Origin of the sequence: Pseudomonas sp. BN411 (assembly GCF_029871235.1) — a bacterium.
Lineage (GTDB): Bacteria > Pseudomonadota > Gammaproteobacteria > Pseudomonadales > Pseudomonadaceae > Metapseudomonas.
Map to the genome: position 1 here is coordinate 110,220 of NZ_SSOM01000070.1, position 18,719 is coordinate 128,938.

The 18,719-nt window shown below is 64.9% G+C and carries 21 protein-coding genes; 6 read left to right on the plus strand and 15 right to left on the minus strand.

What is annotated here, in order from left to right:
* Nucleotides 1-336 (plus strand): tRNA-binding protein, encoded by a 336-nt coding sequence (locus E8F06_RS16825; protein ID WP_190830066.1) that lies wholly within the window; start codon nucleotides 1-3, stop codon nucleotides 334-336.
* A complete protein-coding gene (locus E8F06_RS16830; RefSeq protein WP_280369309.1) occupies nucleotides 333-1,211 on the plus strand; it encodes a DMT family transporter in 879 nt (292 codons plus the stop codon). The genes E8F06_RS16825 and E8F06_RS16830 overlap by 4 nt, the downstream gene beginning before the upstream one ends.
* Before the next feature lie 84 nt (nucleotides 1,212-1,295).
* Here E8F06_RS16830 and rfaD read toward each other — a convergent pair whose 3' ends face one another.
* Complete coding sequence (gene rfaD / locus E8F06_RS16835; protein ID WP_280369311.1) at nucleotides 1,296-2,324, minus strand: ADP-glyceromanno-heptose 6-epimerase; 1,029 nt, start codon at nucleotides 2,322-2,324, stop codon at nucleotides 1,296-1,298.
* An 86-nt stretch (nucleotides 2,325-2,410) separates the two neighbouring features.
* Nucleotides 2,411-2,695, minus strand: coding sequence for a SelT/SelW/SelH family protein (locus E8F06_RS16840; RefSeq protein ID WP_280369314.1), 285 nt, complete (start codon nucleotides 2,693-2,695; stop codon nucleotides 2,411-2,413).
* 71 nt (nucleotides 2,696-2,766) lie between these two features.
* Here E8F06_RS16840 and E8F06_RS16845 point away from each other — a divergent pair, with 71 nt between their 5' ends.
* Both E8F06_RS16845 and E8F06_RS16850 read left to right on the plus strand, forming a co-directional pair.
* Nucleotides 2,767-4,947: a patatin-like phospholipase family protein gene (locus E8F06_RS16845; protein ID WP_280369317.1), complete on the plus strand. Its 2,181-nt coding sequence runs from the start codon at nucleotides 2,767-2,769 to the stop codon at nucleotides 4,945-4,947.
* Between the two features lie 207 nt (nucleotides 4,948-5,154).
* Complete coding sequence (locus E8F06_RS16850; RefSeq protein WP_280369319.1) at nucleotides 5,155-6,153, plus strand: sulfate ABC transporter substrate-binding protein; 999 nt, start codon at nucleotides 5,155-5,157, stop codon at nucleotides 6,151-6,153.
* Nucleotides 6,154-6,175: 22 nt separating this feature from the next.
* Here the strand turns inward: E8F06_RS16850 and E8F06_RS16855 are convergent, their stop codons facing one another.
* Both E8F06_RS16855 and E8F06_RS16860 read right to left on the minus strand, forming a co-directional pair.
* Nucleotides 6,176-7,276, minus strand: coding sequence for a P1 family peptidase (locus E8F06_RS16855; RefSeq protein ID WP_280369320.1), 1,101 nt, complete (start codon nucleotides 7,274-7,276; stop codon nucleotides 6,176-6,178).
* A gap of 15 nt (nucleotides 7,277-7,291) precedes the next feature.
* Nucleotides 7,292-8,656, minus strand: coding sequence for an APC family permease (locus E8F06_RS16860; protein WP_280369322.1), 1,365 nt, complete (start codon nucleotides 8,654-8,656; stop codon nucleotides 7,292-7,294).
* Between the two features lie 207 nt (nucleotides 8,657-8,863).
* On the opposite strand from E8F06_RS16860, the gene E8F06_RS16865 reads away from it, so the two are divergent.
* Together E8F06_RS16865 and E8F06_RS16870 are read left to right on the plus strand one after the other, a co-directional pair.
* Nucleotides 8,864-9,667: a helix-turn-helix transcriptional regulator gene (locus E8F06_RS16865; protein WP_280369324.1), complete on the plus strand. Its 804-nt coding sequence runs from the start codon at nucleotides 8,864-8,866 to the stop codon at nucleotides 9,665-9,667.
* A gap of 219 nt (nucleotides 9,668-9,886) precedes the next feature.
* A complete protein-coding gene (locus tag E8F06_RS16870) occupies nucleotides 9,887-10,537 on the plus strand; it encodes a hypothetical protein (RefSeq protein WP_280369327.1) in 651 nt (216 codons plus the stop codon).
* 34 nt (nucleotides 10,538-10,571) lie between these two features.
* Here the strand turns inward: E8F06_RS16870 and E8F06_RS16875 are convergent, their stop codons facing one another.
* The 11 genes from E8F06_RS16875 to ccmA all read right to left on the minus strand — a co-directional run bounded on the left by E8F06_RS16875 (nucleotide 10,572) and on the right by ccmA (nucleotide 18,700).
* Nucleotides 10,572-11,108: a DUF4124 domain-containing protein gene (locus E8F06_RS16875; RefSeq protein WP_280369329.1), complete on the minus strand. Its 537-nt coding sequence runs from the start codon at nucleotides 11,106-11,108 to the stop codon at nucleotides 10,572-10,574.
* A 179-nt stretch (nucleotides 11,109-11,287) separates the two neighbouring features.
* Nucleotides 11,288-11,734 (minus strand): hypothetical protein, encoded by a 447-nt coding sequence (locus tag E8F06_RS16880; RefSeq protein ID WP_226283855.1) that lies wholly within the window; start codon nucleotides 11,732-11,734, stop codon nucleotides 11,288-11,290.
* Nucleotides 11,731-12,942, minus strand: a complete 1,212-nt coding sequence (gene ccmI, locus E8F06_RS16885; RefSeq protein ID WP_280369333.1) for a c-type cytochrome biogenesis protein CcmI — start codon at nucleotides 12,940-12,942, stop codon at nucleotides 11,731-11,733. The genes E8F06_RS16880 and ccmI overlap by 4 nt, the downstream gene beginning before the upstream one ends.
* The gene (locus E8F06_RS16890) at nucleotides 12,939-13,427 is read right to left on the minus strand and encodes a cytochrome c-type biogenesis protein CcmH (RefSeq protein WP_280369336.1); all 489 of its coding nucleotides are present in this window, start codon (nucleotides 13,425-13,427) and stop codon (nucleotides 12,939-12,941) included. Before E8F06_RS16890 ends, ccmI begins: the two co-directional genes overlap by 4 nt.
* Complete coding sequence (locus E8F06_RS16895; protein ID WP_280369339.1) at nucleotides 13,424-13,960, minus strand: DsbE family thiol:disulfide interchange protein; 537 nt, start codon at nucleotides 13,958-13,960, stop codon at nucleotides 13,424-13,426. The genes E8F06_RS16890 and E8F06_RS16895 overlap by 4 nt, the downstream gene beginning before the upstream one ends.
* Entirely contained in the window at nucleotides 13,957-15,930 is a 1,974-nt protein-coding gene (locus E8F06_RS16900) for a heme lyase CcmF/NrfE family subunit (RefSeq protein WP_280369341.1), read from the minus strand. The genes E8F06_RS16895 and E8F06_RS16900 overlap by 4 nt, the downstream gene beginning before the upstream one ends.
* Nucleotides 15,931-15,934: 4 nt before the next feature.
* Complete coding sequence (ccmE, locus tag E8F06_RS16905; protein WP_190830097.1) at nucleotides 15,935-16,381, minus strand: cytochrome c maturation protein CcmE; 447 nt, start codon at nucleotides 16,379-16,381, stop codon at nucleotides 15,935-15,937.
* Nucleotides 16,378-16,554 (minus strand): heme exporter protein CcmD, encoded by a 177-nt coding sequence (gene ccmD, locus E8F06_RS16910; protein ID WP_151132657.1) that lies wholly within the window; start codon nucleotides 16,552-16,554, stop codon nucleotides 16,378-16,380. The genes ccmE and ccmD overlap by 4 nt, the downstream gene beginning before the upstream one ends.
* Nucleotides 16,554-17,306, minus strand: coding sequence for a heme ABC transporter permease (locus tag E8F06_RS16915; RefSeq protein ID WP_280369344.1), 753 nt, complete (start codon nucleotides 17,304-17,306; stop codon nucleotides 16,554-16,556). The genes ccmD and E8F06_RS16915 overlap by 1 nt, the downstream gene beginning before the upstream one ends.
* A 72-nt stretch (nucleotides 17,307-17,378) precedes the next feature.
* Nucleotides 17,379-18,050 carry a heme exporter protein CcmB gene (gene ccmB, locus E8F06_RS16920; RefSeq protein ID WP_028626578.1) on the minus strand — a complete coding sequence of 224 codons (672 nt, stop codon included), beginning with the start codon at nucleotides 18,048-18,050 and terminating at the stop codon, nucleotides 17,379-17,381.
* Nucleotides 18,047-18,700, minus strand: coding sequence for a cytochrome c biogenesis heme-transporting ATPase CcmA (ccmA, locus tag E8F06_RS16925; protein WP_190830549.1), 654 nt, complete (start codon nucleotides 18,698-18,700; stop codon nucleotides 18,047-18,049). Before ccmA ends, ccmB begins: the two co-directional genes overlap by 4 nt.
* Nucleotides 18,701-18,719 lie beyond the last annotated feature (19 nt).

The following is an 18,719-nucleotide window of genomic DNA, read 5'->3' on the forward strand; positions in this document are numbered from 1 at the left end:
ATGTCCACCATCGAATGGGGCGACTTCGAGCGCGTCGAACTGCGCGTCGGCACCATCCTTTCCGCCGCCCCCAATGCCAAGGCAATCAAGCCGGCCTACGTGCTGGAAGTGGACCTGGGTGAACTCGGGGTGAAAACCTCCAGCGCACAGATCACCGCCCATTACCAGGCCGACGACCTGGTGGGCCGACAAGTGCTGTGCGTGTGCAACTTCGCCCCCAAGCGCATCGCCGGCATCCGCTCCGAAGTGCTGGTCACCGGCGTCCATGACGACGAGAACAAGGTAGTGCTGGCCAGCTTCGACAAGCCTCTGCCCAATGGGGCACGCCTGGCATGAAGGAACGCAACGCGCTGCTGGCGATCCACCTGGGCGCCCTGCTGTTCGGGCTTTCGGGCATCTTCGGCAAGCTCGCCAATACCGCGCCGATGATCATCACCTTCGGTCGTGGGCTGTTCGCGGTCATCGCCCTGGCACTCTTCGCCCAGCTCATCGCCCGTGGCCGCAGCGCCAACCCCAACCTGCGCCAGTTGGCCATGCTCGGCCTCGGCGGCCTGCTGTTGGGGGCTCACTGGATCACCTTCTTCCACGCGGTGCAGGTGGCTGGCGTGGCCATCGCCACCCTCGGTTTCGCCAGCTTCCCGGCCTTCACCCTGCTACTGGAGGGCCTGCTGTTCCGCGAGCGCATCCGCGCCCAGGAAATCCTGATCGTCGGGCTGGTCAGCTTCGGCCTGGTGCTGGTGACGCCCAGTTTCGACTGGGGCAGCGAGGCCACCCAGGGGCTGCTGTCGGCCATCCTGTCGGGCCTTCTGTTTTCCCTCCTGTCGCTGCTCAACCGCGTCAGCGTGAAGGGCCTGGACCCGGTGAAGGCGGCGCTATGCCAGAACCTCACCATCGTGCTCTGCCTGGCGCCGTTCAGTTGGCCGCTGCTGCACGAAGTGAAACCCATGGACTGGTTCTGGATCGCCCTGCTCGGGGTGTTCTGCACGGGCCTTGCCCACAGCCTGTTCGTCGCCAGTTTGAAGGTGCTGAAGGCCCGCACCACGGCGGTGATCTTCGCCCTGGAGCCGGTCTACGGCATCGCCTTCGCCTGGTGGCTGTTCGACGAGCAACCCGGTCTGCGCATGCTGGCGGGCGGCGCACTGATCATCTTCGCCATCGCCCTGTCGGCGCGCAAAGGCGCGGCTGTCGAGGCGAAGCCCGCAACAGCCTGAGGATCGCGAAACGGGGCAAGCGAGCGGCGCCCTCTGCCTGCCTTCATCGGAATCGCACTCCCTGCCCCGTTTCGCGAAACACGCTCAGGCAGCCTGGCCCATTTCCGGCAGTCGCCCGCCCGACTCCTGTTCCAGCAGCCAGTGGCAATAACGTTCCACGCCCTGCTGTACATCCAGCATCGGCTGACGGAAGCCGGCTTCGCGCAAACGGCTGATATCAGCCTGGGTGAAGCACTGGTACTTGCCGCGCAGGGCATCGGGGAACTCGCTGTAGGACAGCAGCCCTTGCTCGCGCATCGCCAGCAGGCTGAGCGGCGGCAGGCCTTCGTGGGCGCGCAGGGCATTGACCATGCTCCACGCCACATCGTTGAACGGCTGGGCGCGCCCCGTGCCGAGGTTGAAGATGCCAGAGCGCTGCGGCTGGTCGAAAAAATGCAGGTTGACCCGCGCCACGTCCTCCACCGAGACGAAATCCCGAAGGTGTTCACCGCCTGCGTAGCCGTCATAGCCCCCGAACAGGCTGACCTTGCCGTCGGCGCGGTACTGCCGGAAGCAATGGAACGCCACCGAGGCCATGCGCGCCTTGTGGCTCTCGCGCGGGCCGTAGACGTTGAAGTAGCGCAGCCCAACCACCTGGCTGCGCGCGCTGGGCAAGAGGCGACGCACGCGCTGGTCGAAGAGAAATTTGGAGTAGCCGTAGACGTTCAGCGGGCGTTCCGCCTCGCGCTCCTCGCGAAACACCCGGTTGCCGCCATAGACCGCCGCCGATGACGCATAGATGAAGGGCACGCCCTGGGCCAGGCAGGCGTCCAGCAACTCACAGCTGTAGCGGTAGTTGTTGTCCATCATGAAGCGCCCGTCGCCCTCCATGGTGCTGGAGCAGGCGCCCTGGTGAAACACCGCGCGCGGCCGTCCGAAGCGGCCTTCGCGCAGCAGCGGGAGCAGGTCGCGCTTGTCCAGGTAATCGGCGATTTCGCCGTCGGCGAGGTTGCGGAACTTGTCGCCTTCGGTCAGATCGTCCACGGCGATGATGTCGGTCTCGCCGCGGCGGTTGAGGGCCTGGACCAGGTTGCTACCGATGAAGCCGGCGGCACCGGTGACGATGATGCTCATGACGGACTTCCTCTGGGGAATGGAAATGCCGTCAGGCTATGCCTCGATCCCTGCTCGCCTGTTGATCTGTAGCAAAAGACGACGGATCAGGAGCGATCGTTGTGGCCCAGGTCCCGCGCCGGATCGATCTGGTCGCGGACGCGCTGCTTGAGCACCTTGGCCTCGGGGAAACCGCCATCGGCCTTGCGCTCCCAGATCTGCACGCCATTGCAGGTGATGCGGAACACCCCGCCGGTACCTGGCTCCAGGCTCACCTTGCCGAGGTCGTCGCTAAAGGTGCTGAGCAGCTCCTGGGCCAGCCAGGCGGCACGCAATAGCCACTGGCACTGGGTGCAATAGGTGATGACGATTTCGGGCTTGCTGGCTGACATGTTGGGCTCGGCGACAGGTTGGGCGCCCTATAATAGCCGGCTTCGGATCTTCGCCTGACCAGGGATGCGTTATGCGCCGCCTTCTGCTTTGCCTGCTGTTCCTCCCCCTCCTCTGTTTCGCGCAACCCGAACCCCGCATCGGCCTGGTGCTGTCCGGCGGTGCCGCGCGCGGCCTGGCCCATATCGGGGTGCTCAAGGCGCTGGAGGAACAGGGCATCAAGGTCGACGCCATTGCCGGCACCAGCATGGGCGCGGTGATCGGCGGGCTCTACGCGGCGGGCTACAAGGTGGATGAACTGGAGAAGATCGCCATCCACATGGACTGGCAGCAGGCGCTCTCCGACAACCCGCCACGGCAGGAAGTCCCCTTCCGCCGCAAACAGGACGACCGTGATTTCCTGGTCAAGCAGCGCCTGAGTTTTCGCGACGACGGCAGCCTCGGCCTGCCGCTGGGCGTGATCCAGGGGCAGAACCTCGCCCTGCTGCTGGAAAGCCTGTTGGTGCACACCAGCGACACCCGCGACTTCGACAAGCTGGCCATTCCCTTCCGCGCAGTGGCCACCGACGTCGCCACTGGCGAAAAGGTGGTGTTCCGCAAAGGCCACCTGCCCCAGGCGATCCGCGCCAGCATGTCGATTCCCGCCGTGTTCGCGCCGGTGGAAGTGAATGGCCGCCTGCTGGTGGACGGCGGCATGGTGGACAACATCCCGGTGGATGTGGCCCGCGAGATGGGTGTCGATCGGGTGATCGTGGTCGACATCGGCACGCCCCTGCGCTCGCGCAAGGAACTGGCAACAGTGGTCGATGTGCTCAACCAGTCGGTCACCCTGATGACCCGCACCAATTCCGAGGCCCAACTGGCCACCCTCAACCCCACCGACGTGCTGATCCAGCCGCCCCTGGCCGGCTACGGCGCCACCGACTTCGGCCACTCCCGCGAGATGATCGATGCCGGTTATCGCGCCGCGCAGATTCTCGCCCCTCGCCTGGCCGAACTGCGCCCGCTGTCCAGCAGCCGCGACCTGGCCCTGGACAGCGCGCGTCTGCCCAGTGAGCGCACGCCGGTGATCCGCAGCATCCTCATCGAGAACGACTCGAAGGTCAGCGACGCGGTCATCCGCCGCTACATCCGCCAACCCCTGGGCGCACCGCTGGACCTGGACCGCCTGCAGAGCGACATGAGCACCCTCTATGGCCTGGACTACTTCGAGCAGGTGCATTACCGCGTGGTCCGCCGTATGGATGGCAACGCCCTGGTGATCAACGCCCGAGGCAAGCGCGCCGGCACCGACTACCTGCGCCTGGGCCTGAACCTGTCCGACGACATGCGCGGCGACAGCGCCTTCAACCTGGGCGCGAGCTACCGCAAGAACGGCATCAACGAACTGGGCGCCGAATGGCTGACCCGCCTGCAACTGGGCGACCACCAGGAGCTCTACAGCGAGTTCTACCAGCCGCTGGACGCCGGCTCACGTTACTTCGTCGCCCCCTACCTGTTCGGCGAAGCGCAGAACATCGAGGCCATCCTCGACAACGACCCAATCGCCGAATACCGCCTGGAACGCTACGGCTATGGCCTCAATCTCGGCCGGCAGATCGCCAACAACGGCGAAATCCGCTTCGGCGTCGGCCAGGCCTGGGGCTCGGCCGACGTGCGGGTGGGCGAACGCGACCTGCCCAGCTTCGACTTCTCCGAGGGCTACTACGAGCTGAAGTACTCCTTCGACACGCTGGACAACGTCGACTTCCCCCATGAGGGCGAGGACATCGGCCTCACACTGCGCCAGTACGATCCGGGGCTCGGCTCGGACGAACGCTACCGGCAGTGGCAGCTGAGCCTGGACAAGGCCCTGAGTTCGGGGCCGGACACCTTTGTCCTCGGCGGTCGCTATGGGCGCACCATCGATGATGCCGAGGTGGTCACCTCGAGCTTCCTGCTGGGCGGAGCGCGCCAACTCTCGGGCTTCCGCCAGGATTCCATCAGCGGCCAGAACATCAGCCTGGCGCGGGCAATCTACTACCGCCGCCTGACCCAGCGCTCGTTCCTGCCGCTGGACTTCCCGGTGTACCTCGGCGGCAGCCTGGAACGTGGCCGCGCCTGGAACAACGACGACAGCTTCGACAGCGGCTACATCAATGCCGCCAGCGTCTTCATCAGCTTCGATACGCCCCTGGGGCCGCTGGACTTCAGCTACGGCCTGAACGACGAAGCGGAGCGCGCGCTCTACCTCAACCTGGGCCGCGTGTTCTGAACCTGTCTGCTTTTGTAGGTTCGGCCGGGCGGCGTTCCGCGAGCGCAGCGAAGCCCAACATTTGCGTGTTGGGCTTCGCATAGCTCAGCCACAACCTACAAGAGCTGGGTTAGCGAAATGGGAATAATCAAATGAATTTTCAGTATTAAAAGGACATATGCCATTCCGTTATAGTCGGCAACTCACACTGCCCAGAAGGAACGCCCTGTGAAACGACTGTTCTCCGCCTCCCTCCTCGCCGCCGGCCTCGCCCTGGCCAGCGCCGCCCAAGCCGCGCCCACGCTGCTGAACGTCTCCTACGACGTGATGCGCGACTTCTACAAGGACTACAACGCTGCCTTCCAGAAACACTGGAAAGCGGAAAAAGGCGAGAACATCACCCTGCAGATGTCCCACGGCGGCTCCAGCAAACAGGCCCGCGCGGTGATCGACGGCCTGCCCGCCGATGTCATCACCATGAACCAGGCCACCGACATCAACGCCCTGGCCGACAACGGCGGCCTGGTGCCGCAGGACTGGGCAACCCGCCTGCCGAACAACAGCGCCCCCTTCACCTCCGCCACCGTGTTCATCGTGCGCAAGGGCAACCCCAAGGGCCTGAAGGACTGGCCGGACCTGCTCAAGGACGGCGTGCAGGTGGTGGTGCCGAACCCCAAGACTTCCGGTAACGGCCGCTACACCTATCTCTCCGCCTGGGGCTACGTGCTGAAGAACGGCGGAGACGAGAACAAGGCCAAGGAATTCGTCGGCAAGCTGTTCAAGCAAGCGCCGGTGCTGGATACCGGTGGCCGCGCCGCGACCACCACCTTCATCCAGAACCAGATCGGTGATGTGCTGGTGACCTTCGAGAACGAAGCCGAAATGATCGCCCGCGAATTCGGCCGTGGCGGCTTCGAAGTGGTCTACCCCAGCGTTTCCGCCGAGGCCGAGCCGCCGGTGACTGTGGTCGACAAGGTGGTGAACAAGAAAGGCACCCGCGCCGCCGCCGAGGCTTACCTCAAGTACCTGTGGAGCGACGAGGGCCAGACCATCGCCGCCAACAACTACCTGCGCCCGCGTAACCCGGAAATCCTCGCCAAATACGCCGACCGCTTCCCCAAGGTTGAATTCCTCTCCGTGGAGAAGACCTTCGGCAACTGGCGCGACGTACAGAAGACCCACTTCAACGACGGTGGCATCTTCGATCAGGTCTACACCACGCAGTAATCGCCCCCCTGACCTGCCCGCATCAGCGGGCAGGTTTCCATCCCAGGCTTTTCAACGCCTCCAGCAGCACATCCCCGGTCATCGCCGGCACCTTTCTGCCATCGGCACAGGTCATCTCATACCCGGCCAGCAGCGCATTGATGATGGCTTCCTCCACCGCTTCCGCCGCTGCCGCGAACAACGGCGAGATGTGATCGTTGTTGACCATGGTGAGCGGCGTGCTGAAGGGCAGATCCTTGCGAGCGTAGTCCGCCGGCGGCAGATCCCGGTTGCCGGTGGCGAAGGCCAGGAAGATGTCGCCGCTGGCGTCTTCCGTACCGCCGCCAGTGCGGGCGATGCCGATGGAGGCTCGCTGGGCCAGGCGCTGGCACTGGTGTGGCAACAGGGGCGCATCGGTGGCGAGGATCACCACGATGGAGCCCATGCCGGGCGTGTCGCGTTCAGCGAAGGGCGATTCGATCCCCTGCAACAGCCGCCCCACCGGGTAGCCATCCACACGCAGCTCACGACGCACGCCGTGGTTGGCCTGGACCAGGGCCCCCACCGTCCAGCCACCCTGCTCCGCCGCCAGACGCCGCGATGCGGTGCCGATGCCGCCCTTGAATTCGTGGCAGATCATGCCGGTACCGCCTCCGACCGGTCCTTCGGCCACCTGGCCTGCACGAGCTTCCGCCAGCGCCTCCTGCACCTGGGCCGCACCGACATGCTGACCCCAGATGTCATTCAACAGGCCATCAAAGGTTTCCATCACTACCGGCATGCACCAGTAGACGGAATCCCCGACGGCGTCCCGTTCGGCGGCCACCAGTGCATCGCGCACCACGCCGACGCTGTGGGTATTGGTGATGGCGACGGGCGTGGTCAACAGGCCCGCCTCGCGAATCCATTCCAGTCCGGTGGCATCACCATTTCCATTGAGTACGTGACAGCCGGCGAAGCAGGGCTGCTCGGACGCAGAACCGTCCCGGGGCTGAACCACGGTCACGCCGGTGCGGACCTGCTTTCCCTCGCGCTCCTCGCAGATCGTGCTGTGCCCGACCCGTACGCCCGGAACATCCGTGATGGAGTTGAACTCTCCCGGCGTACCGAGACCGATGCTGATACCAAGTTGACGCGCGCGCATGGCGACTCCTGTGACTTAGAGTTTCTGGAAGGCCGGGCTGAGCTTGCCGTAGGTCCCGTAAAGAAGGATCGATACGGCCAGCAGCCCGAAGATGATCGAAAGGTCCTGCATGGAGGCTTCCAGCACGAGGTTGAGCAGCAGATAGCCCGCTCCGATGACCGCGAGCAGCGCCGGTACCGGCCACAGCGGCATGCGGTAGCTGTGCTCCACATCGCGCCGCAGTGCGCGGCTGAACAGCGCGCAGAGGGCGATGATCAGATACACCATGAGAATCAGCAGCACGGTGAAGGACGTCATTTCCGCCAGGTTGGAACTGAAGCTGAGAAGCGCCGAAGGGACCGCCAGGAACAGTGTGGCCAGCCACGGCGACTCCCAGCGAGGGTGGATACGGGTGAAGGCCCGGTTCAGGGCCGGCATCCACAGCTCGTCGCGGCCGCTGCTGAAGATCACACGGCCGATCTGGATGACGATGGCGATGATGGCGTTGAACACCGAGAGGAAAATGCCGGCGCTGACCAGTCGGGACAGCGTCTCGTTACCGTGGCTCGACAGCAGGTAACCGATGGGGTCGGGGCTGGCGATCATCTCCTGGAGCGAAGGTGCGCCGATGAGGAGGGCGGTCAGCGGAATCAGCTCGATGGCCACCACCAGCAGCAATGACCAGAACACTGCCCGGGGTACGCCACGACCGCCGCACTTCATGTCCTCGGCCATGAGCACCGCACCACCGAAACCGTTGTAGGAAAACAGCGCCATGCCGACGGCCCCCAGCACCAGCGCCATCGGGGCGGCCCCCATCACGCCGTTCTCCACGACCTGCGGATGCAGCAGCACGCTGGCGGGCTGCGTGGCATTGCCGAAGCCCAGCGCGACGATGACCAGCAAAGCCGCTACTTCCAGCAGCAAACAGGCACCGGTGACCCAGGCATTGAGCTTGATATTGAGGATGCCCAGCAGGTAGCTGGCCGCCACGACCACCAGGGCCACGAGTTGGGAGTCGAGCTCGGTTCCGAGGGCGACGTTCAGGTAGGTCGCCGCCCCGGTAGCCAGCACGGGCGGAATGAACAGCAGCATCGCCAGCACCATGAGGAAGGTCGCATAGCCCGCCATACCGCCGAATACCCGCTTGGCATAGACGTACTCGCCACCGGCGGACTTGTGGGCACGCCCCAGCTCCGCATAGCACCAGGCGAACATCAGGGCCAACACGGCAGCCAGTACGAACGACAGGAACGCACCACTGCCGGCCTGCTGAATGGCGAAGGGGGCGATGACGAAAACCGAACTGGCGGGGGTAACGCTGGAAACCGTGATGGCGACGACATCGGTGGTGCTCAGCCTGGGCTGGAGCACCCCGTTCTCCGGGGTGGACGCGGTCATATCCTGATCCTCTGATTGTTATTGGCAGTTGAGGCAGTAGGAAACGGCGACGTGTGTCGCCGAATTGGGACGCTGTGGTTGTGGGGCGATTCTCGACAGCGCGCCGCGCAGCGCCAATCACCCTATTGGAGTACGCCACTTGACGATGGCCGCCCCGGATCAGCCAAGCTTGTGTCCCCCTGCCCCACCACGAAATCGGAGAACCGGATGGACAGTCTGTTCAGGGAAGCGGCCCTGCACGCCAGCCTGGGTCGCACCATCGAGCAGATCGGCGGCGACCGCTTCTGGAAGCAACTGATCCTGCTGCTTCACCATTGCCTGCCGTTCGACAATGCCCTGGCCACCTTCTACCCCACCGGCGGCGCGCCACAGCCGCTGGAGGAGTACGACACCGAGCCCCAGGCCGGCCCGGCGTCCATGCCCATCTACCTGGATGGCCTCTACCTGCTCGATCCCTTCTACCAGGCCTGCCGCGAAGGCCTGCCCAGCGGCTTCTACCGCCTGGAAGAGATCGCCCCGGATCACTTCCGCCAGAGCGAGTACTACCTGAACTACTTCCACGACAATGTGCTGGGGGACGAAGTGCAGTTCATCCTCCAGTTACCGGGCCTGGGCAACCTGTCGCTGTCGTTGGGCATGCGCCGGCCCTTCGGCACCGAGGAATGCGGGATGCTGGGACTGCTGTCGAGCTGGGTACTGGCGCTGATGGGGCAGCACTGGCAGCAGTGCATGCAGGTGACGCAATCACCACGCCAGAACGACATGGCCTCGCAGGTGCGCGACGCCCTGAGTCATTTCGGCGCGGGGGTACTGTCGGAGCGGGAACTGGAGATCGCCCGGCTGATCCTGCGGGGTTATTCCTCCAAGGCGATGGCCGAGCGGCTGGCCATATCACCTGAAACGGTGAAGGTCCATCGCCGCCATCTCTACGCCAAGCTGGACATCTCGTCCCAACCGGAGCTGTTCTCGCTGTTCATCCAGGCCCTTGGCCACGATCCGCAGAATCCCTGATCCACTGGAGTTTTTCCGACGCTTCCCCAGGCCAACGCTCGCTCATCCCCGCAAGCACAAGTTGGAACGATCGTCATCCTATATTCATTTGACTCTAATAATTATTTACAAATAACATCGCCGCCCCTGCGGTAATGATTCTCGATTATGAACCGCAGCAACCCGCGTTTCTCCAGACGCGGGACGGGGATGGCGATTTCATAGAACAAGAGACAAAGCATGGAATTCTTTCACCTGGTCACTGCTCTGCTGAAGCAGGAGGCCAACCTCGAACTGGTTCGCCTGGCGGTCGTCTACATGCACCTGATCGCCTGCTGCGTGGCCGTTGGCCTGGTGGTCACCAGCGACCTCGCCATGGCAAGGCAACTGCTGCGAGGTGACGACTCCGCACATTGCCAGCCGTCCCACCTGGAATCCCTGCAACGCACCATTTCCCTGGCCCTGCTGGTGCTCTGGGTGACGGGCGCCGCCATCATCCTGCTGGACATGTCCGTGAAGGACTGGACCTACCTGCTCAATCCCAAGCTGCAGGCCAAGGTCCTGATCGTTGCACTGCTGACCGTCAATGGCATGTTGCTGCATCGCGCCGTACTGCCCGCCCTGGCACGCGCCGGCTCACTGCTGGCTCTGCAGCCCGCTGTACGCAGCCTGACGCTGTTCGCGGGCACGGTTTCGGCAGTGTCCTGGTTCTACGCGGCGTTGCTCGGTGTGGGGCGGCCACTGGCGTGGAAGTACAGTCTGGCCGAGCTGATGGCGGCCTATCCGCTGCTGATCATCGCCGGCTATGGAGTCATGCGTTTGCTGGTCGCCCTGGCCCGCAAGCGCAGCCGGACAGACGCCGTCAGCACCTCCCTCCCCGACCACCAGTGAGTCTCGCGTCGGGGCGCTCATGCGCCCCGGCAACTTATCGGAACGTCTCCGTCCACTCCGCAAACTGCATGCACTGACCGAAAGCGAGCACATCGGGCGTGTCGGCCAGGCAGTCGATGGACGTCCGGCTCTTCTCGCTGGCCACGTAGTCGTTCACGCACTCGCGCTCGTTACGCTTCAGGCCCTTGTAGAAGTCGTCCATCTTGTACATCGCGTTGTCGAGCTGGTTCTGGCTGATCTTCTGCTTGCGTACCGCATCGCGACCGAGCTTCTGCGTGTCGTTGATCAGCGTAGGCATGCGTGCGATGGCGGCGGAGCACTGCTGCGTGCCCTTGTCGTGGAGCTGGTTGGTATTGAACTCGGGCACTTGTGCGATGGCCTCGGGCTGCGCAAGCGGTGCGGCGTTCAGGCTCTCGACCCGCTGATGATCGCTCTCCACCGCGTGGCTCTGCGGCGGTGGCGTGTCGGTGAAATGCACCTTCCCATCGGCATCGCGCCATTGGTAGACCTGGGCGGCAAGGGACTGGGACAACAGCAACGCAAGAGCGGCAAACGCGAAACGGGGCAGCATCCGTGACCTCCGAGATAGCGGAATGCCAGCACGTTACAGAAGGTGAATTCGTGGAGCAACAGCAGTAGTCAGGTGATGTGGAGGGCGTCCCGCAAGCAACGACCTGCAGGAGCGCACAAAACCTGTGGGGGCGAATTCATTCGCGAAGCGGGCCGCAGGCCCGCCCCGTCATGGAAGGATCAGCGGAAATGCCGTCCCAGGCCGGCTGGAACGCCGCTGGAATCGGTAGGCTGCCAGGGCCCCTGGGGACTGTTGGAATAGCTCCAGCCGTTGTCCCAGCGGTAGTAGACGCGCTCGCGGTAGAAGACATTGCGCTGGCCCTCGAGCACATAGACACCGAGGCCCGTGTCCCAGTAGCAATTGCCACCCGGCGGCGGCGCGAATCGCGGGTGGGCCTTCATGCGCGGAGCCTGCTTCGGCGGTTGCGGCTCGGCCGGCGGCATCGGGCGATTCTGCGGCGGAGGGGTCTGGACCGCAGGCGGCTTCCGGGAAGGTTCCCAGTCGGGCTCGCCGGGTTCCTGGTACGGCCCCTGACCGGCGCAGCCGGCCAGGGTGAGAAGGAGGCAGATCAGGGGCAGGCCGAAGCGGGTGCTCGGCGCTGCCGGGAGTGCAGTGTGGGTGGTCATTTCTTGTCCGGGCTGTCGATGGTCAGTCGTTGGGTATCCGACGAACCAGTAGACAGCGGCGAACTGCTTCCTATCCATTCACCTGCGGTCGCATTGCCACTACGGGAGATCCGGGCGACCAGTTGCACCTGCGGGAAGTTGGAGAGCTTGAGCTGCGGCATCATGGCATCCGCATCGCTCAGGCTGACTTCCACCGGCAGGTCGGCGACGGTCATGCGCTTGACCGCCAGCGGCATGGGCGGGCCAGAGGTGGCGCGGGCGAAGATGAACACGCTGTCGCCGGGCTGCACCTTGTCCTTTAGGGAGGCCGCCAGATCGACATGGACCTTGAGCTGGGCACCGGTCGGCGCCGGGGCTGTGGCCGGTTCTTCAACCGCCACGCCGCTCTCCTTGAGTTTTTCGCGCGCTTTGTCGATCCCGCCCTGCAGGGCGCCACGGGACGGATCGTCGGCCGGCAGCTGGGTGATCAAGCGTCCCCAGTAGGTGATCGCATCCTGGTAGCGGCCTTCCTCGAAGCCGGCGATGCCCAGCAGACCAAGGCTGGTGATCTCGTTGGGATCGGCCTTCAGCGCTTCCTCGGTCAGCGCCTTGACCTCTGGGGTCAGCTTCTTCTGGCTGGCGAAGTACAGCGCCTGTGCCCACTGGCCCAGCAGCTCGGGTTCGCGGCCGCCACGCTTGACCGCCTGCTCGTAGGCGCGGGCGGCATCAGCAGCGCGATCCTGCGCCATGTAAGTACGCCCAAGGAAGTACCAGCCTTCGGCGGACTCTGGCTGCGCCTCGACCACACGCTCGAGGCGCGAGGTCATTTCTTCGATGCTGCGCGGTTGCTCGCGCAGCTCGCGGGCCAGCTCCACCTTGTCGCTGGCGCCCCAGTGCAGGTACAGGCCGAAACCCAGCGCCGGCACGATGGTGGCGGCCAGCAGCGGCAGGGCCTTGCCCAGTCGCGAGGTACGGCCATTGTCGGCGCCCTCGGTATCGGCCAGCAGTTCACGGGCAGCCTCGGCGCGGCCGGCATCGAACTGCTCGGCGGTGAGAGTGCCGGCGGCGCGCTGGGACTCCAGTTCGTCCAGGCGCTCCTGGTAGAGGGCGACGTTGAGGGAGGTGCGGTCTTCCTCGGTCTGGGCCTTGCGGCCGCGCAGCACGGGAATCAGCAGGAAGGCCAGGGCGACCAGCAGGAGCAGGCCGGCGGCGAGCCAGAAATCGATCATGAGTCTTTCTTGTCCTGGTTCTCGGAATTCAGCAGGGCGTCGAGGCGCGCCTGCTCATCGGCGGAAAGCAGTACCTGGGCCGGGCTGTTCTCTACCCGGCGACGGCGCACGACGATAATGCCCAGCACCACCAGGCCGCCTACCAGCAGGCCAGCGGGGCCGTACCAGAGCAGCAGCGTGTGGGTGTTGACCGGCGGCTTGTAGCGCACGAAATCGCCATAGCGGGCCACCAGGAAGTCGACGATCTCGTCGTTGCTCTTGCCCTCTTTCAGCATGCGGAAGATTTCCCGGCGCAGGTCAGTGGCAATGGGCGCGTTCGAGTCGGCGATGTTCTGGTTCTGGCACTTCGGGCAGCGCAGTTCCTCGGTCAGGACACGGAAGCGCTCGCGCTCGGCCTCATCCTTGAACTCGTAGGTATCGATGGCAGCCCGGGCAATGCCGGACAGGGTCAGGCCCAGCAGCGCGGCGGCGATCAGGCGCTTCATTTGCCGACCTCATCCACCAGGGATTGGTAGAGCGGCGCCAGCTGCTCGCGCCAGACGGTGTCGTCGATCACGCCGACGAACTTGTGGCGAATGATGCCGTCCTTGTCGATCAGGAAGGTCTCCGGTGCGCCGTAGACCCCCAGGTTCAAGCCGAGGCTGCCCTGCTCGTCGCGGATATCCAGCTGATAGGGGTTGTGGAACTCCTTCAGCCATTTCAGCGCGGCGGCGTTGTCGTCCTTGTAGTTGACGCCATAGATGGTCACGCCCATCTGCGACAGCTTGTTCAGCACCGGGTGCTCCACGCGGCAGGACACGCACCAGGTGCCCCAGACGTTGACCAGCGCCGGCTTGCCCTTGAGGTCAGCCTCGGTGAGGGTGCGCTCGCCGGTGACGCTGGGCAGCGAGAAGGCCGGGAACGGCTTGTCGATCAGCGCCGAGGGCAGCTCGGCCGGATCGAGGAACAGCCCGCGGTATAGGAACACCGCGATGGCGAGGAAGCCCACCAGGGGCAGGACGAGGATCAGACGCTTCATGCTTGGGCTCCAGCCATGCCCAGCGCCTCGCGGACGCGGGTCTTCACCTTCACCCGGTAGCGCCGGTCGAAGGCCGCCAGCAGGCCGCCAAGGCCCATCAGCAGGCCGCCCAGCCAGATCCAGCGGACGAAAGGTTTCACATGCACTCGCACCGCCCAGGCGCCATCGCCCAAGGGTTCGCCGAGGGCGACGTAGAGGTCGCGGGTGAAGCCGGCTTCGATGCCAGCCTCGGTCATGACCGATTGCTGCACGGTGTAGAGGCGCTTTTCCGGATGCAGCACGGTAATCTGCTTGTCACCGTCGAAGACGATCACCGTGCCCTTGTCGGAGGTGAAGTTCGGGCCTTCGTGGTGCTCCGCGCCTTCGAAGAGGAAGCGGTAGCCCCCCAGTTCCACCGCCTCGCCCGGCGCCAGGCGCAGGTCACGTTCGGCGCTGTACTGGCTGGAAAGCACGACGCCCAGGGCGCAGACGGCGATACCGGCGTGGGCCAGCTGCATGCCCCAGTAGCTGCGGGTCATGCCAGCGGCACCTTTGAGCATGCCCTTGTGGCGGGTCTTGTCGATGAAGTCGCGAACACCGGCCAGCACCACCCAGGCAGACAGCGCGCCCACGGCCAGCACCGCCCAGTGGAAGTCGCCGAAGAGGAAGGTGGCCAGCCCGCCGAGCAGCAGGCTGCCGATCAGGACCGGGCCGAGCATGCCCAGCAGCCACTTCAGCGGGGTGTCTTTCCAGCGCACCAGCACGCCAACGGCCAGGGCCAGCATGAGCACGGCCATCAGCGGCAGGAACAGGGCGTTGAAATACGGCGGGCCGACCGACAGCTTGGCGCCGGACAGGGCATCCAGCACCAGCGGGTAGAGGGTGCCCAGCAGGATCATCGAGGCCGCCACCACCAGCACCAGGTTATTCACCAGCAGCAGGGTCTCGCGAGACCAGAGGGCGAAGCCCACCTGGCTCTTGACCACCGGCGCACGCACGGCGAACAGCGCCAGGGAACCGCCCACCACCAGCAGCAGGAAGGCCAGGATGAACACGCCGCGCTCCGGATCGGATGCGAACGCGTGCACCGACGTCAGCACGCCGGAACGGACCAGGAAGGTACCCAGCAGGCTCAGGGAGAAGGCCGCGATGGCCAGCAGCACGGTCCAGCTCTTGAACACGCCGCGCTTCTCGGTCACCGCCAGGGAGTGGATCAGCGCGGTGCCGACCAGCCAGGGCATGAAGGACGCGTTTTCCACCGGGTCCCAGAACCACCAGCCGCCCCAGCCCAGTTCGTAGTAGGCCCACCACGAGCCAAGCACGATGCCGACGCTGAGGAAGGCCCAGGCGATGATGGTCCACGGCCGCGACCAGCGCGCCCAGGCAGCGTCAAGGCGGCCGCCGAGCAGTGCAGCGATGGCAAAGGCGAAGGCTACCGAGAAGCCCACGTAACCCATGTAGAGCATCGGCGGGTGAACGATCAGGCCGAAGTCCTGCAGCAGCGGGTTGAGGTCGTTGCCGTCGGCCGGCATGTTCGGCAGCAGGCGGTTGAACGGGTTGGAGGTGATGATCAGGAACAGCAGGAAGCCGATGCTGATCATGCCCATCACGGCCAGCACGCGGGCCAGCATCACTTCCGGCAACTGCCGGGAGAAGATCGACACAGCGAAGGTCCAGCCGCCGAGGATCAGCGCCCAGAGCAGCAGCGAACCCTCGTGGGCACCCCATACGGCGCTGAACTTGTAGTACCAGGGCAGCGCACTGTTGGAGTTGCTGGCCACGTAGGCGACGGAGAAGTCGTCCGCCATGAAGGCGTAGGTCAGGCAGCCGAAGGCGAAGGCCAGGAAGGCGAACTGCCCCCAGGCGGCCGGCTGGGCCAGGCTCATCCACTGGCGATCACCGCGCCAGGCGCCAATCAGCGGCAAGGTCGCCTGCACGACAGCCATGCACAAGGCAAGAATCAGGGCCAGGTGGCCGAGTTCGGGAATCATCGAATCAACCCTCTTTCTTGGGGAGCTGGCCGCTTTCCTTGAGGGCCTTGGTCACTTCCGGCGGCATGTAGTTCTCGTCGTGCTTGGCCAGCACTTCGTCAGCCACCAGTACGCCGTCGCCATTCAGCTTGCCGAGGGCGACGATACCCTGCCCTTCACGGAACAGGTCAGGAAGGATGCCGTGATAGCGGATGGTCACGCTCTTGGCGAAGTCGGTCACCACGAATTGCACGTCCAGGGAGTCACCACTGCGCTGCACCGAGCCCTTTTCCACCATGCCACCGGCGCGGATGCGGGTGTCCTGGGGGGCTTCGCCGTTGGCGATTTGGGTGGGGGTGTAGAACAGGTTGATGTTCTGCTGCAGCGCGGACAGCGCCAGCGCCACGGCGACTCCCACACCGGCCAGGATGGCCAGGATGATGTACAGGCGCTTCTTGCGAACCGGATTCACTTCGACTCCTCCCGGCGCAGACGGCGCGCCTCGTCTTGCAGGTAACGGCGCCGCGCGATCAGCGGCATGGCGACGTTGATGGCCAGAACCACCAGGCTGATGCCATAGGCGGTCCAGACATACAGGCCATGGTTGCCCATGGCGAGAAAATCGGTGAAGGAAGAAAAACTCATCAGACCTTACCCACTTGTGCCTGAATCTCAGCCTTGGCCCAGCTGGCGCGGGACTCGCGCTTGAGTACTTCCAGGCGCATGCGCATCAGCGTCACGGCGCCGAAGAAGCAGTAGAAGCCGAGCACCATGATCAGCAGCGGCACCCACATTTCCGCGGGCATGGCCGGTTTCTCGGTGATCTTGAAGGTGGCCGGCTGGTGCAGGGTGTTCCACCACTCCACCGAGTACTTGATGATCGGGATGTTGATCACGCCGACGATGGCCAGCACCGCACAGGCCTTGGCGGCACTGTCACGATTGCTGATCGCCTGGCCGAGGGCAATCACACCGAAGTACAGGAAAAGGAGGATGAGCATCGACGTCAGTCGGGCATCCCACACCCACCAGGCGCCCCAGGTCGGCTTGCCCCAGATGGCGCCGGTAACCAGCGCCACGAAGGTCATCCAGGCACCGATGGGTGCGGCGGCCTGCAGGGCGACGTCGGCGATTTTCATCTTCCAGACCAGGCCAACCACCCCGCACACGGCGAGCATGATGTAGCAGGACTGGGCGAGGAAGGCTGCAGGCACGTGGATATAGATGATGCGGAAGCTGTTGCCCTGCTGGTAGTCCGGCGGCGCGAAGGCCAGGCCCCAGACCAGGCCGACAGCGATCAGGATCACAGCCCCCCAGGCGAGCCAGGGCAGCCAGCGGCCGCTGATCTCGTAGAACCATTTCGGTGAGCCAAGCTTATGGAACCAGGTCCAGTTCATCGGGACCACCCGCTTGGCGCTTGAGCCTGTTCGGACATCGACAGCTTTCTCATGGTCAGGCAACTCTATTTCTTATTCACCGACGCTGATGGTCAGGCCGGCGGCAATGGCAAAGGGTGTCAGGGTCACCGCCAGGGCGGTGAGACTCGCCAGCCACAACAGGTGGCCGACGGTCGGCAGTCCTTGCAAGGCCGCCTGCAACGCCCCGCTGCCGAGAATCAGCACCGGGATGTACAGCGGCAGGATCAGCAGCGCCAGCAGCAGGCCACCACGCTTGAGCCCTACGGTCAGTGCGGCGCCGACGGCGCCCAGCAGGCTCAGCACCGGGGTACCGAGCAGCAGCGAGAGCAGCAGCACCGGCAGGCAACGCGCAGGCAAACCGAGCATCAGCGCCAGCAGCGGCGCCAGCAGTACGAGGGCCAATCCGGAAAAAAGCCAGTGTGCCAGCACCTTGGCCAGGACCAGAAGCGGCAGGGGGTGCGGCGAAACGACCCACTGTTCGAGGGAACCGTCCTCGAAATCACTGCGGAAAAGGCCGTCCAGCGAGAGCAGCACGGCCAACAGGGCAGCCACCCAGACCAGACCGGGAGAAAGGCTTTGCAACAATTGGGTCTCGGGACCAACGGCCAGCGGGAACAATGCGACCACTATGGCGAAGAACACCAGCGGGTTGGCCAATTCCGCCGGACGGCGTACCAGCAGGCGTGCTTCGCGGGCGACCAGCAGGGTGAAGACGTTACTCATGCGCGGCGCTGCCCCAGGTCAAGTTCACGATAACCGGCGGGCACCTGACCCATGGTGTGGTGGGTGGTGAAGACCACCAGACCGCCCTGCTCGCAGTGCGCCGCAAGATGCGCTTCGAGCTGGGCGACGCCCTGCTTGTCGAGGGCAGTGAAGGGTTCGTCGAGAATCCACAGGGGCGGCGCGTCCAGGTACAGGCGTGCCAGGGCAACACGACGCTGCTGGCCGGCGGACAGGGTGTGACAGGGCACATCTTCGAAACCGCGCAGCCCCACGGCCTCCAACGCCCGCCAGATGGCGTCGCGCTCGGCGGGCTGGTGCAGGGCACAGAGCCAGCGGAGGTTTTCCTCCGGGGTCAGCAATCCCTTGATGCCGGCGGCATGGCCAATCCACAGGAGATTGCGCGCCAGTTCGCTGCGCTGGCTGGCCAGCGGCTTGCCGTTCAGGCGGACTTCCCCGGCGGTAGGCTGCATCAGGCCGCAGAGCAGGCGCAGCAGACTGGTCTTGCCGCTGCCATTGGGGCCGGCGACCTGGAGCATCTCGCCCCGGGCCAATTGCAGGTCCAGCCGCTCGAACAGCAGACGCCAGTCCCGCTCGCAGGCGAGGGCCACGGTCTCGAGATAGGGACTGGTCACGGCATGGGTACCCGGGATGTATTCAAGTCAGGGAGGT

What these genes read in the sequence shown, in the direction of transcription:
- E8F06_RS16825 (WP_190830066.1), top strand. Translation starts at nt 1, where the DNA reads ATGTCCACCATCGAATGGGGCGACTTCGAGCGCGTCGAACTGCGCGTC.
- E8F06_RS16830 (WP_280369309.1), top strand. Translation starts at nt 333, where the DNA reads ATGAAGGAACGCAACGCGCTGCTGGCGATCCACCTGGGCGCCCTGCTG.
- rfaD (WP_280369311.1), bottom strand. Translation starts at nt 2,324, where the DNA reads ATGAGCATCATCGTCACCGGTGCCGCCGGCTTCATCGGTAGCAACCTG.
- E8F06_RS16840 (WP_280369314.1), bottom strand. Translation starts at nt 2,695, where the DNA reads ATGTCAGCCAGCAAGCCCGAAATCGTCATCACCTATTGCACCCAGTGC.
- E8F06_RS16845 (WP_280369317.1), top strand. Translation starts at nt 2,767, where the DNA reads ATGCGCCGCCTTCTGCTTTGCCTGCTGTTCCTCCCCCTCCTCTGTTTC.
- E8F06_RS16855 (WP_280369320.1), bottom strand. Translation starts at nt 7,276, where the DNA reads ATGCGCGCGCGTCAACTTGGTATCAGCATCGGTCTCGGTACGCCGGGA.
- E8F06_RS16860 (WP_280369322.1), bottom strand. Translation starts at nt 8,656, where the DNA reads ATGACCGCGTCCACCCCGGAGAACGGGGTGCTCCAGCCCAGGCTGAGC.
- E8F06_RS16865 (WP_280369324.1), top strand. Translation starts at nt 8,864, where the DNA reads ATGGACAGTCTGTTCAGGGAAGCGGCCCTGCACGCCAGCCTGGGTCGC.
- E8F06_RS16870 (WP_280369327.1), top strand. Translation starts at nt 9,887, where the DNA reads ATGGAATTCTTTCACCTGGTCACTGCTCTGCTGAAGCAGGAGGCCAAC.
- E8F06_RS16875 (WP_280369329.1), bottom strand. Translation starts at nt 11,108, where the DNA reads ATGCTGCCCCGTTTCGCGTTTGCCGCTCTTGCGTTGCTGTTGTCCCAG.
- E8F06_RS16880 (WP_226283855.1), bottom strand. Translation starts at nt 11,734, where the DNA reads ATGACCACCCACACTGCACTCCCGGCAGCGCCGAGCACCCGCTTCGGC.
- ccmI (WP_280369333.1), bottom strand. Translation starts at nt 12,942, where the DNA reads ATGATCGATTTCTGGCTCGCCGCCGGCCTGCTCCTGCTGGTCGCCCTG.
- E8F06_RS16890 (WP_280369336.1), bottom strand. Translation starts at nt 13,427, where the DNA reads ATGAAGCGCCTGATCGCCGCCGCGCTGCTGGGCCTGACCCTGTCCGGC.
- E8F06_RS16895 (WP_280369339.1), bottom strand. Translation starts at nt 13,960, where the DNA reads ATGAAGCGTCTGATCCTCGTCCTGCCCCTGGTGGGCTTCCTCGCCATC.
- E8F06_RS16900 (WP_280369341.1), bottom strand. Translation starts at nt 15,930, where the DNA reads ATGATTCCCGAACTCGGCCACCTGGCCCTGATTCTTGCCTTGTGCATG.
- ccmD (WP_151132657.1), bottom strand. Translation starts at nt 16,554, where the DNA reads ATGAGTTTTTCTTCCTTCACCGATTTTCTCGCCATGGGCAACCATGGC.
- E8F06_RS16915 (WP_280369344.1), bottom strand. Translation starts at nt 17,306, where the DNA reads ATGAACTGGACCTGGTTCCATAAGCTTGGCTCACCGAAATGGTTCTAC.
- ccmB (WP_028626578.1), bottom strand. Translation starts at nt 18,050, where the DNA reads ATGAGTAACGTCTTCACCCTGCTGGTCGCCCGCGAAGCACGCCTGCTG.